Origin of the sequence: Sinimarinibacterium flocculans (assembly GCF_003201205.1) — a bacterium.
Lineage (GTDB): Bacteria > Pseudomonadota > Gammaproteobacteria > Nevskiales > Nevskiaceae > Solimonas > Solimonas flocculans.
Window position 1 is genome coordinate 110,239 of sequence record NZ_QICN01000007.1, and the last position, 12,414, is coordinate 122,652.

Here is a 12,414-nt window from a genome sequence, read left to right on the forward strand (position 1 = left end):
CGATTACATCGAATAGTACAGATCGAACTCGATCGGATGCGTGGTCATGCGGAAACGCGTGACTTCCTGCATCTTCAGCTCGATGTAGGCATCGATCAGGTCGTCGCTGAACACGCCGCCGGCCTTGAGGAACTCGCGATCCTTGTCGAGGGCTTCCAGCGCCATGTCGAGGCTGTGGCAGACGCGCGGAATCTTCTTGTCCTCTTCCGGCGGCAGGTGGTAGAGATCCTTGTCCGACGGGTCGCCCGGATGGATCTTGTTCTGGATGCCGTCGAGGCCCGCCATCATCATTGCGGCGAAGGCGAAGTACGGGTTGGCCAGCGAGTCCGGGAAGCGCACCTCGATGCGGCGGCCCTTCGGGTTCGACACGTACGGGATACGGATCGACGCCGAACGGTTGCGCGCCGAGTACGCCAGCATGACCGGCGCCTCGAAGCCCGGCACCAGGCGCTTGTAGCTGTTGGTGCCCGGGTTGGTGAAGGCATTGATCGCCTTGGCGTGCTTGAGGATGCCGCCGATGTAGAACAGCGCGGTCTCCGACAGGCCGCCGTACTTGTCGCCGGAGAACAGGTTCTTGCCGCCGAGCGCCAGCGACTGATGCACGTGCATGCCGTTGCCGTTGTCGCCGACGATCGGCTTGGGCATGAAGGTGGCGGTCTTGCCGTACTGGTGCGCGACGTTCTGCACCACGTACTTGAGCTTGAGGACCTCGTCGGCCTTCTTGGTCAGCTCGCCGAACTTGACGCCGATCTCGCACTGGCCGGCAGTGGCGACTTCGTGGTGATGCACTTCGGTCGGCATGCCGACCGCTTCGAGCGTGGTGCACATCGCCGAGCGCACGTCCTGCAGCGAGTCGACCGGCGGCACCGGGAAGTAGCCGCCCTTGACGCCCGGACGGTGGCCCGTGTTGCCTTCGGCGTAGTCGCGGCCGGAGTTCCACGCGGCTTCGCTCGAATCGATGTTGACGTAGCAACCCGACATGTCGGCGCCCCAGCGCACCGAGTCGAAGATGAAGAATTCGTTCTCGGGGCCGAAGTAGGCGGTGTCGGCGATGCCGGTGGACTTCAGATAGGCCTCGGCGCGCTTGGCCAGCGAGCGCGGATCGCGCGTGTAGCCCTCACCGGTCGACGGCTCGATGACGTCGCAGCTGATGACCAGCGTGCTCTCTTCGAAGAACGGATCGATGAACGCGGTGCCGGCTTCCGGCAGCAGGATCATGTCGGACTCGTTGATGCCCTTCCAGCCCGCGATCGAAGAGCCATCGAACATCTTGCCGGACGTGAAAACGTCCTCGTCGATGGTGTGCGAAGGGACGGTCACGTGCTGCTCTTTGCCGCGCGTGTCGCAGAAACGGAAGTCGACGTACTTGACTTCCTTTTCCTTGATCATCTTCAGGACATCATTACCCGACATGGGCTTCTCCTAAGGAATAACGTGGTGGGTTCGCTGCGGGCCACCCCCGCTCAGCGTGCGCCAAAATGAAGCATGATCCATGCCATGCTCTGGGGCGCGGACCACGGAATCGCTCAGGCGGTGGGGCTGCGTATCCTAGCCCAGGACGCGGCGCCTCAGGCGCTCAGGATGCCGTCGCAGGCCGTCTGGTAGGCGGCCAGCACATTGTCCGGCCCGGTCATCGTCAGCCCGAGGTCGCGCAGCCGGCCATCCTGCAGACCGTAGACCCAGCCGTGGACCGACAGCGACTGCCCGCGTGCCCAGGCGTCCTCGACGACCGTGGTCTGGCACACGTGCAGCACCTGCTCGACGACGTTGAGTTCGCACAGCCGGTCGTGCCGGTCGCCATCGTCGGCCACGCGGTCCAGACGCTCCCGATGACGGTCGGCGACATCGCGGATGTGCCGCAGCCAGTTGTCGGCGACGCCGATCCGCGTCGCATGCAGCGCGGCATGCACACCCGAGCAACCGTAGTGGCCGACGACGAGGATGTGCCGGACCTTGAGCACTTCGACCGCGAACTGCATCACCGACAGGCAGTTGAAGTCGGTGTGAACGACGACGTTGGCGATGTTGCGATGGACGAACACCTCGCCCGGCGGCAGGCCGAGGAGCTGGTTCGCCGGCACCCGCGAATCGGCACAACCGATCCACAGGTACTGCGGACGCTGCCCGTCGGCGAGGCGACGGAAGAATTCGGGGTCCTCGGCGACGCGCTCGGCGGCCCAGGTCGCGTTCTGTTCGAAAAGATGGTCGAGTCGGTTCATGGCGTCGGCACTATAAACAAACACTCTGCGATCGGGAGGACCGGTACCCGTTGCTATACTCCGCGCCCGCTTCGGGTGCGCCGCGCCATGACTTCACAGGAACCCCTTTCCTTCCAGGACCTGATCCTCAAGCTGCAGGCCTTCTGGGCCGGGCATGGCTGCACGATCGTGCAGCCGATGGACATGGAGATGGGCGCCGGCACCTTTCACTGGGCCACCTTCCTGCGCGCGCTCGGACCCGAGCCCTGGAACACCGCCTACGTGCAGCCCAGCCGCCGCCCGACCGACGGCCGCTACGGCGACAACCCGAACCGGCTGCAGCACTACTACCAGTTCCAGGTGCTGATGAAGCCCTCGCCGCCGAACATCCAGGCGCTGTATCTGGATTCGCTGCGCATGCTCGGCTTCGATCCGCTGACGCACGACATCCGTTTCGTCGAGGACAACTGGGAGTCGCCGACGCTCGGTGCCTGGGGGCTCGGCTGGGAGGTCTGGCTCAACGGCATGGAAGTCACCCAGTTCACCTACTTCCAGCAGGTCGGCGGCCTAGAATGCCGGCCGGTCGCCGGCGAGATCACCTACGGGCTCGAACGCCTGGCGATGTACATCCAGAAGAAGGAATCGGTCTACGACCTGGTCTGGTCCAGGCACCGTTCGCCGGAAGGGGGTGAGCGCATCGTCACCTACGGCGACGTCTACCACCAGAACGAGGTCGAACAGTCGACCTACAACTTCGAGCACGCCGACGTCGCCACCCTGTTCGCGCGCTTCGACAAGGCCGAGGCCGAGTGCCAGCACCTGCTCGCGCTGGCCACGCCGCTGCCGCTGCCGGCCTACGAACGCACCATCCAGGCCTCGCATGCCTTCAACCTGCTCGACGCCCGCGGCGCGATCAGCGTCACCGAGCGCCAGGCCTACATCCTGCGCGTGCGCACGATGGCGCGCGCCTGCGCCGAGGCCTACTTCAAGGCCCGCGAGGCGCTGGGATTCCCGATGCTGCCGGATACAGCCAGGGCAGCGTAGGACCGGCCGTGATCCTCATCGGCATGTTCGATTCGCCGTTCGTGCGCCGCGTGGCGATCAGCATGCGGCTGCTCGGTCTGCCGTTCGAACACCGCAACTGGTCGGTCGGCCGGGACTTCGACGCGATCCGTCACTACAACCCGCTCGGCCGCGTGCCGACGCTGGTGCTCGACGACGGCGAAACGCTGATCGAATCGTCCGTGATCCTGGACTACCTCGATGAATGCGCCACGCCGGAGCGCGCGCTGCTGCCCGCTGCAGGCCCCGAACGCCGCCGCGCACTCAAGCTGATGGCCATCGCCATCGGCGGCGCCGAGAAAGGCGTGCTGCAACTCTACGAGCAGGCATTCCGCCCGCCCGAAAAGCGTCACGCCGGCTGGGTCGCACGCTGCCGCAGCCAGAGCGATGCGGCGCTCGACGAACTGGAGCGCGACGCCGCGACGCACGGCGGCGAATGGTTCGTCGGTGGACGCATGACGCAGGTCGACATCACCATTGCCTGCGTCACCACCTTTCTCACCGACGCGCTGGCGCTCGATGCCTCCCGTCGGCCGGCGCTGATGCGTCGCGTCGCGCGCTGCGAGGCCCTGCCGGCGTTTCGCGAGATCCGCCTGCCGTTCGCAGCCCCGCAATCGACGTAGAAGACGCACGCAGCCGACTGCCGCGGCGTGACGTCATCATCGCGGTATCGGCGATCGGTATGCTTTCGCATCCACCGCTTCCCACCCAGGACCGACGCATGAATCCCTTGCTCGCCCAGGCGATCCGCTCCGGCCATTCGCGCCGCGACTTCCTGCGCAACCTGCTGTTTGCCGCCGGCAGCGTCTCGACGGCATCGTGGCTCAGCGCCTGCGGCAGCAGCTCGCCGCTGAATTCGGTGGCGGCGCCCGGCCGCAGCCGCTTCGCCGACATCGGCCCGCTGCAGGCGCCGGATGCCAACGGCATCCAATTGCCGGCCGGCTTCACGTCGCGTGTCGTCGCCGTCGCCGGCGAGGCCCCGGTGCCGGGCAGCAGCTTCGTGTGGCACCGCGATCCCGACGGCGCCGGCAGCTTCGCGCTGGCCGACGGTGGCTGGCTGTACGTGTCCAATGCGGAGGTTCGCGACGCCACCAGCGGCGGGCTGATCGACCCCTTGCAGCCGATCCTGTCGCGCGAGACGGTCGCCGCCCTGGGCCTGCTGCGCGGCGGCGCGAGCGCGTTGCGCTTCGCGGCCGACGGCACGCTGGTCGACGCCTACACGATCCTGCACGACACCACGACGAACTGCTCGGGCACCGCGACACCCTGGGGCACCTGGATCTGCGGCGAAGAGATCGCCGACGGCTACATGTTCGAGTGCGACCCGCTGGGGACGAATCCGGACGGGCGGCGGCTCGACCTGTTCGGCCGCTTCGGCCATGAACAGGTCGCGATCGATGTCGCCGGCCGCGCGATCTACCACACCGAGGATTTCGGCGGCGACGACCGCTTCTACCGCAATGTCTTCACCGAAACCGACTGGCCGGCCGGCGGCCGCCCCGCCTTCAACGATGGCGTGCTGCAGGCGCTCGTCGTCGAGGGTGGTGTCGAAGCCGCACGCAACGGGCCGGCACCGATCCGCTGGGTCGATGTCGTCAACGACGGGCGGCCGCAGCGCCAGGTCTACCTGCCGGAAACGACGATCTTCTCCGGCAACGAGGGCGTCTGGTTTCTCAAGGGCTTCGTGTTCTTCTCGTCGAAAGGCGACAACAACATCTGGGCGATCGACACGATCGGCAACACGATCGAGAGCATCTACTCGCCGGAGTCGCAGCCGATCGGCTCGCCGGTCGACCCGAACGAACCGCCGCTGCAGGGCGTCGACAACCTGTGCATGACCGACGACGGCGAGATGATCGTCGTCGAGGACGGCGGCGACATGCGCGCGATGGTGCTGCTGCCGGATCGCACGGTCGTTCCGCTGCTGCGCCTGCCGGACGAGACCGGCGGTTCGGAGGTCACCGGCCCGGCGTTCTCGCCGGACGGCCGCCGCTTCTACTGCAGCGCACAGCGCAACGGCCGCAACGGCGCGAGCGGCAACGGCATCACCTTCGAGATCACGATGCCGTTCGCGGTACGTGTGACGCGCCCGCTGGCCGGCGCCTGAACCGGCCAGCGAGCGTCGCGCCTCAGACGACCACCACCTTCAGGCCATGCGCGATATTGCCGCGCGTGGCCTTGGAGTACGGGCAGAACTCGTGCGCGGCCGCGACGAGCCTGTCGGCGTCCGCCTGATCCAGCCCGCCGATCCACGCGGTGATGTCGGCCGTCAGGCCGAAGCCGGTGTCGTCGGTGCCGATGCCCACGGCAACCTCGATCTCGACCGAGCTGGGCTTGAGCTGCATCTTGCCGGCGAGAAAGTCGACGGCGCCGCCGAAGCAGGCCGCATAGCCGGCGGCAAACAGATCTTCCGGCGTCGTCGTGCCCGGCTTGCCGGGCCCGCCCATGGCCTTGGGCACCGACAGGTCGGCCTTGACGATGCCGTCGCGCGACTCGGTGTGGCCGTTGCGGCCGCCACTGGCGACCGCGTGGGCGGTGTAGAGCACTTTGACTGCCATGTCGTTTCTCCTTCGCGGCCGTTTCAGGCCAGATCGTAGCGGTCGAGATTCATCACCCTGGTCCACGCGGCGACGAAGTCGTCGACGAACTTGCCGCCCGCGTCGGCCGCAGCATAGACCTCCGCCACTGCGCGCAGCTCCGAGTTCGACCCGAACACCAGGTCGACCCGCGTGCCGGTCCAGCGCGGCTTGCCGGTGGCGCGCTCCACGCCTTCGTAGAGGCCGTCGGTGGACGCAGGCTTCCACTTCGTGCGCATGTCGAGCAGATTGACGAAGAAGTCGTTGGTCAGCGCACCGGGCCGCCGCGTCAGCACGCCGTGGCCCGCGCCGTCGACGTTGGCGCCGAGCACGCGCAGCCCGCCGACCAGCACCGTCATCTCGGGCGCGGTCAGCGTCAGCAGCTGCGCCTTGTCGATCAGCAGCGCTTCGGCCGGCACTGCGTACGGCGCCTTGAGGTAGTTGCGGAAGCCGTCGGCGACCGGCTCCAATGGCGCGAAGGACTCGGCGTCCGTCTGCTCGGCGGTCGCGTCGGTGCGGCCCGGCGTGAACGGGACGGTCACGTCGTGTCCGGCCTTCTTCGCCGCCTGCTCGATGCCGACGCCGCCGGCCAGCACGATCAGGTCGGCCAGCGAAATCTTCTTGCCGCCCGGCTGCGCACCGTTGAAGTCGGTGCGGACCTGCTCCAGCGCCCCGAGCACCTTGGCCAGTTGCGCCGGCTGGTTGACCGCCCAGTCCTTCTGCGGCGCGAGCCGGATCCGCGCGCCATTGGCGCCGCCGCGCTTGTCCGATCCGCGGAACGTGGAGGCCGAGGCCCAGGCCGTCGACACCAGCTCGGACACCGACAGGCCCGACGCCTGGATCTTCTGCTTGAGCGCGGCGACGTCCTTGTCGTCGACCAGCGGGTGATCGACGGCCGGCACCGGGTCCTGCCAGAGGAAGCTCTCCGCCGGCACTTCCGGCCCGAGATAGCGGGCGCGCGGCCCCATGTCGCGATGGGTCAGCTTGAACCAGGCACGCGCGAAGGCATCGGCGAACTGGTCCGGGTGTTCGAGGAAGCGCCGCGAGATCTTCTCGTAGGCCGGATCGAAGCGCAGCGACAAATCGGTCGTCAGCATCATCGGCTTGAGCCTCTTCGACGGATCGTGCGCGTCCGGAATGATCGCGTCGGCGTTCTTCGCGACCCACTGGTGCGCGCCGGCGGGACTCTTGGTCAGCTCCCACTCATAGGCGAACAGATGCTTGAAGAAGTCGTGGCCCCACTTCGACGGGGTGGTCGTCCACGTGACTTCCGGCCCGCCGGTGATGGTGTCGGCACCCATGCCGCTGCCGTGCGTGCTGGTCCAGCCGAAGCCCTGCTCCTCCAGTTCCGCGCCTTCGGGCGCGGCGCCGACCAGCGCCGTGTCGCCGGCGCCGTGCGCCTTGCCGAAGGTGTGGCCGCCGGCGATCAGCGCCACCGTCTCCTCGTCGTTCATCGCCATGCGGGCGAAGGTCTCGCGGATGTCGCGCGCCGCGGCCACCGGGTCGGGGTTGCCGTTGGGCCCTTCCGGGTTGACGTAGATCAGGCCCATCTGCACCGCCGCCAACGGATTCTCCAGCTCGCGGTCGCCGGTGTAGCGCTGGTCGTCCAGCCAGGTGCTCTCGCGCCCCCAGTAGACGTCCTGATCCGGCTCCCAGGTGTCGGCGCGGCCGCCGCCGAAGCCGATCGTCTTGCAGCCCATCGATTCGAGCGCGACGTTGCCGGCCAGGATCATCAGATCGGCCCACGAGATCTTGTTGCCGTACTTCTGCTTGATCGGCCACAGCAGGCGGCGCGACTTGTCGATGTTGGCGTTGTCCGGCCAGCTGTTGAGCGGCGCGAACCGCTGCTGCCCGCGACCGCCGCCGCCGCGGCCGTCGCCGGTGCGGTAGGTGCCCGCCGAGTGCCAGGCCATGCGGATGAACTGCGGCCCGTAGTGGCCGAAATCCGCCGGCCACCAGTCCTGCGAGTCCGTCATCAGCGCGTGCAGATCCTTCTTCAGCGCCGCGTAGTCGAGACTGTTGAATGCCTCGGCGTAGTCGAACCCGGCGCCCATCGGATCGGACTTCGAGGAATGCTGGCGCAGCAGGTCGACGCGCAGCTGCTTCGGCCACCACTCGCGGTTGGACGTACCGCCGCCGGTACCGGCGTGAAAGGGACACTTCGCTTCGTTGGACATGAGCGGCTCCTCCTGGTGGGTGGCTCGGGTGCAGTACGGCACTCTACGCCTGCCGGTTTCATTGTTGAAATTGATTGTTCGTTACCGATCGATAGGCTGCGGCTGTTGTTTGCCGCTGCGCATGGTTGGCGAAATCGCCAGCGATCCCGGACACTACGCGCCCTTTGTGACCCGCCTGCTGTCCGCACATGTCCCGCGATCTGCTGCTCGAAATCGGCACCGAAGACCTGCCGGCCCGCTACGTCATGCCGCTCGCCGAAGCCTTGCGCGATGGCGTCGCCGGCGGCCTGGACAAGCGCGGACTCACGGGCGGGACGGCGCGGCTGTTCGCGACGCCGCGGCGCATCGCCGTGCTGATCGACGCCGTTCCCGAGCGCCAGCCCGACCAGACCCTCGAACGCCTCGGCCCGGCGCTGGCCGCTGCGCTCAAGGACGGCCAGCCGACGCCGGCCGCGCTGGGATTCGCCCGCTCCTGCGGGGTCGAGTTCGCGGCACTCGGCGAGAAGGACGGCAAGCTGCACTTCGTCAGGCAGGCGCCCGGCCGCACGACCGCCGACCTGTTGCCGGAGATCTTCGAGGACACGCTCAAGGCGATGGATGCCCTGGTGCCCAAGCGCATGCGCTGGGGCGCGGGCGACGAAACCTTTGTGCGCCCGGTGCAGTGGCTGACCTGCCTGCTGGGCGACGAGGTCGTGCCGCTGGCGCGGTTCGGGCTGACCGCCGGCCGGCTCACCTACGGCCACCGCTTCCATGCGCCTGCCGCCATCACGCTGGATGCGCCCGCAGGCTACGAAGCGTCCCTGCGCGCCGCCCGGGTACTGGCTGATCCGGCTGTCCGCAAGCGTGAATGCCGCCGCCAGATTGAGAACGAGGCACGCACCCTCGGCGGGCATGTGCGCATCACCGAAGATCTGCTCGACGAAGTCACCGCACTGGTCGAGTGGCCGGTGGCGATCACCGGGCATTTCGAGCCGCGCTTCCTCGAACTGCCGCCGGAGGTGATCGTCGCCACCGTCGAGACCAACCAGCGCTATTTCACTGTGTTCGAGGACGCGCAACAGACGCGGCTGACGCACGCCTTCATCACGCTGTCGAACATCGAGTCGCGCGATGTCGCGCAGGTGATCGCGGGCAACGAACGCGTCGTGCGACCGCGCCTCGCCGACGCGCTGTTCTTCTGGCAGCAGGATCTCAAGCAGCCGTTATCGGCGTACGTGGAGAACCTCGACAGCGTCACCTTCCAGAAGGACCTCGGCAGCATCGGCGACAAGGCCGGCCGCATCCGTGCGCTGTCATCGACGATCGCCGGCGAGCTGGGCACCGACCGCGCCACCGTCGAGCGCGCCGCAACGCTGTGCAAGGCCGACCTCGTCACCAAGATGGTCTACGAGTTCCCGGAACTGCAGGGACTGATGGGCGGCTACTACGCCGCGAAGTCCGGCAAATCCCCCGACGTGGCACAGGCCATCCGCGAGCATTACCTGCCGACCCAGCAGGGCACGCCGGTGCCGTCGACGCCGGCCGGCCGCATCCTCGCGCTTGCCGACAAGCTCGACAGCCTCGCCGGCATCTTCGCCATCGGCCAGAAGCCGACGGCGAGCAAGGACCCCTACGCCCTGCGCCGCGCGGCTCTGGGCGTGCTGCGCATCTGCCTGGAGGCCGAACTGCCGCTCGACCTGCGCGCCCTGCTCAAGGCCGCGCTCGATGCGCAGCCCGCCGGCAAGCGTGACGCCGCCACGCTCGACGAGCTGGTCGAGTTCGTGATGGAGCGGCTGCGCGCCTACCTCGTCGGCGGCGACATCACCGCGGAGATGTTCGAGTCGGTCCGCGCGATGCAGGTCGAACAGCCGCTGGATTTCCAGCGCCGCCTGGCTGCCGTGCGCGACTTCGTCGCCGATGCCGCGGCGCCCAACCTCGCCGCCGCGAACAAGCGCATCCGCAACATTCTCAAGCAGGCCGGCGACAGTGCCGGCAGCGTCGACCCGGCGAAGTTCGCGCACGACGCCGAACACGCACTGTTCTCGAAGCTCGGCGAGCTCGAAACACTCAACGCGGCCACCCCCGACTACGGCGCACGGCTGATCCATCTGGCCGCCCTGCGCGAACCGGTCGACGCATTCTTCGACGGCGTGATGGTCAACGATCCCGATGCCGCGGTCCGCAGCAACCGCTTGGCGCTGCTGGCGCGACTCGATCGCCTGTGCCGCTCGGTGGCCGATCTGTCCTGCCTGCCCGGCTGAACTCACGGCGCGCTAGAGTCGCGACATGAAGATCGTGATTCTCGACCGCGATGGCGTCATCAACGAGGACTCGCCGGACTACATCAAGTCGTTGGCCGAGTGGCGTCCGGTTCCCGGCAGCCTGGAAGCGATCGCGCGGCTGTGCCAGTCGGGCTTTCGCGTCTTCGTCGCCACCAACCAGTCGGGGCTCGGGCAGGGGCTGTTCGACTACGACGCGTTCAGCAGCATCCACGACCGCCTGCAGCAGCAGCTCGCCGAACTCGGGGGACGCATCGACGGCATCGCCTTCGCGCCGGACCATCCGGACGCACCTACGGCGATGCGCAAGCCGGCGCCCGGCATGCTGCTGGATCTGGCGCGGCGCCTGAACGTGAGTGCGGACCTGATTCCGTTCGTGGGCGATTCCTGGCGGGACATCGAGGCCGCGCGCGCCGCCCGGGCGCAGCCGATCCTGGTGCGCACCGGCAACGGCCGACGGACCGAAACCCGGCACCAGGCCGAGTTGCGGGGCGTGGCGGTCTACGACGATCTCGCCGCCTACGCCGGCGCGCTGATCGCCGCACAACAGGCCTTGCCGCAGATCTCGTAAGCACGCACCTCGACCTGTCACGCGCCGTGGCCATCCATGGCGCAGCCATGTTCTCTTCATCTAACCCCGGCCCGACCATCCATGGCCGGGCGTTCAGCGGCCGGTTCGTCCGCCGGACGAACCGGAAAGCCCCGCCTCACCCACAGGCCGAGAAGTCCTCGCGCACGCGTTCGATCGCCACCCCCACCTGCTTCACGTCCGGCACCGCGCCGGGCTTGTCGATGACCAGACGCAGGCGCTGGATCGGAAAGTCCTCGAACAGCTGCCGCGCGAGGCGTTCGGCCAGGGTCTCCAGCAGCGCCGGCTGCAAGGTCTTCGCGATCCGCGTGACGGTTTCGGCCACGGCCGCGTAGTCGACGGCATCGCGCACGCGGTCGCTGGACGCGGCTTCGCGCGTATCCGCGCCGAGTTCCAGATCGAACACCAGCGGCCGCTCGAGCTGCCGCTCCCAGGCATGAACGCCGATGACGGTTTCGACACGCAGCCCGCGGATGAAAATAGTGTCCATGGTTCCTGCTCGGGTCAGGCTGCCGCGCGCGGCGGCGTCAGGGTATCCAGCGGCCAGCGCGGCGTCGTGAACAGGGCGCCACCCGCGGCCTGCCCGCCATGACGCCGCACCCAGCCGGCGTACGCGACCATCGCCGCGTTGTCGGTGCAGAACGCCTGTCGCGGAAAGTGCAGCGCGACACCCAGGTGCCGTGCACGCTCTGCCAGTTTTGCGCGCAGCCGGCGGTTGGCGCCGACGCCGCCGGCCACCACCAACCGGTCGAGCTTTGCCGCCTGCAGGGCGCGCTCGACCTTGATGACCAGGGTATCGGTGACTGCCTCTTCGAAAGCACGTGCGAGGTCGGCCCGCGTCTGCGCATCGGCGTCGGGCGGCAGCGCGGTCAGCACCGCGGTCTTCAAGCCGCTGAAACTGAACTCGAGGCCCGGGCGATCGGTCATCGGACGCGGAAAGCGGAACACGCCATCGCGACCGGATTCGGCCAGCTTCGCCAGTTCCGGCCCACCCGGATACGGCAGGCCGAGCAGCTTCGCCGTCTTGTCGAAGGCCTCGCCGACGGCATCGTCGAGGCTCTCGCCGAGCAGGGCGTACACACCGTACCCGCGGACGTCGACCAGCATCGTGTGACCGCCGGACACCAGCAGCGCGAGGAACGGAAAGCGCGGTGGCGGGTCCTCGAGCATCGGCGCCAGCAGGTGCGCCTCCATGTGATGAACCGGAATCAGCGGCACACCGAGCGCGCTGGCGAGGCCGGCGGCGACCGACGCACCGACCATCAGTGCACCGATCAGGCCGGGGCCGGCCGTATAGGCCACGCCGCCGAGATCCGCGGGGCTCACGCCCGCCTCGCCCAGCGCCGCGCGAATCAGACCGTTGATGCGGCTGACGTGATCGCGCGAGGCCAGTTCCGGCACGACCCCGCCGTACTCCGCGTGCAGCCGCACCTGGCTGTGCAGCACGTGCGCGAGCAGGCCGCGTTCGCCGCAGTAGATCGCGGCAGCGGTTTCGTCGCAGGAGGTCTCGATACCGAGGATCGGGGCAGCCATGGGGGCATTCTAGGGCCTGCC

At 68.2% G+C, this 12,414-nt stretch carries 11 protein-coding genes; 5 read left to right on the top strand and 6 right to left on the bottom strand.

From position 1 onward, the window contains the following. Positions 1-3: 3 nt before the first annotated feature. Together glnA and can are read right to left on the bottom strand one after the other, a co-directional pair. Complete coding sequence (glnA, locus tag C8D93_RS13235) at positions 4-1,413, bottom strand: glutamate--ammonia ligase (protein ID WP_110265674.1); 1,410 nt, start codon at positions 1,411-1,413, stop codon at positions 4-6. A gap of 155 nt (positions 1,414-1,568) precedes the next feature. Then, positions 1,569-2,219, bottom strand: coding sequence for a carbonate dehydratase (gene can, locus C8D93_RS13240; RefSeq protein WP_110265675.1), 651 nt, complete (start codon positions 2,217-2,219; stop codon positions 1,569-1,571). Positions 2,220-2,306: 87 nt separating this feature from the next. Here can and glyQ point away from each other — a divergent pair, with 87 nt between their 5' ends. The 3 genes from glyQ to C8D93_RS13255 all read left to right on the top strand — a co-directional run bounded on the left by glyQ (position 2,307) and on the right by C8D93_RS13255 (position 5,367). Further along, on the top strand, positions 2,307-3,242 hold the full coding sequence (gene glyQ / locus C8D93_RS13245; protein ID WP_110265676.1) for a glycine--tRNA ligase subunit alpha: 936 nt from the start codon (positions 2,307-2,309) through the stop codon (positions 3,240-3,242). A gap of 8 nt (positions 3,243-3,250) precedes the next feature. Next, complete coding sequence (locus C8D93_RS13250; RefSeq protein WP_110265677.1) at positions 3,251-3,883, top strand: glutathione S-transferase family protein; 633 nt, start codon at positions 3,251-3,253, stop codon at positions 3,881-3,883. A 98-nt stretch (positions 3,884-3,981) separates the two neighbouring features. Continuing rightward, positions 3,982-5,367, top strand: coding sequence for an alkaline phosphatase PhoX (locus C8D93_RS13255; protein ID WP_146216600.1), 1,386 nt, complete (start codon positions 3,982-3,984; stop codon positions 5,365-5,367). A gap of 22 nt (positions 5,368-5,389) precedes the next feature. On the opposite strand, the gene C8D93_RS13260 is transcribed toward C8D93_RS13255, so the two are convergent. Next, positions 5,390-5,818: an organic hydroperoxide resistance protein gene (locus C8D93_RS13260; RefSeq protein ID WP_110265679.1), complete on the bottom strand. Its 429-nt coding sequence runs from the start codon at positions 5,816-5,818 to the stop codon at positions 5,390-5,392. 23 nt (positions 5,819-5,841) lie between these two features. Then, positions 5,842-8,013: a catalase/peroxidase HPI gene (gene katG / locus C8D93_RS13265; protein WP_110265680.1), complete on the bottom strand. Its 2,172-nt coding sequence runs from the start codon at positions 8,011-8,013 to the stop codon at positions 5,842-5,844. Positions 8,014-8,201: 188 nt separating this feature from the next. Between katG and glyS the strand changes: the two genes are divergently transcribed. Together glyS and gmhB are read left to right on the top strand one after the other, a co-directional pair. Beyond that, positions 8,202-10,253 carry a glycine--tRNA ligase subunit beta gene (glyS, locus tag C8D93_RS13270; RefSeq protein ID WP_110265681.1) on the top strand — a complete coding sequence of 684 codons (2,052 nt, stop codon included), beginning with the start codon at positions 8,202-8,204 and terminating at the stop codon, positions 10,251-10,253. 25 nt (positions 10,254-10,278) lie between these two features. Further along, positions 10,279-10,842 (top strand): D-glycero-beta-D-manno-heptose 1,7-bisphosphate 7-phosphatase, encoded by a 564-nt coding sequence (gene gmhB / locus C8D93_RS13275; protein WP_110265682.1) that lies wholly within the window; start codon positions 10,279-10,281, stop codon positions 10,840-10,842. 136 nt (positions 10,843-10,978) lie between these two features. Here the strand turns inward: gmhB and folB are convergent, their stop codons facing one another. Beyond that, the gene (gene folB, locus C8D93_RS13280; protein ID WP_110265683.1) at positions 10,979-11,350 is read right to left on the bottom strand and encodes a dihydroneopterin aldolase; all 372 of its coding nucleotides are present in this window, start codon (positions 11,348-11,350) and stop codon (positions 10,979-10,981) included. Positions 11,351-11,364: 14 nt separating this feature from the next. After that, positions 11,365-12,393 (bottom strand): tRNA (adenosine(37)-N6)-threonylcarbamoyltransferase complex transferase subunit TsaD, encoded by a 1,029-nt coding sequence (gene tsaD / locus C8D93_RS13285; protein WP_110265684.1) that lies wholly within the window; start codon positions 12,391-12,393, stop codon positions 11,365-11,367. Positions 12,394-12,414 lie beyond the last annotated feature (21 nt).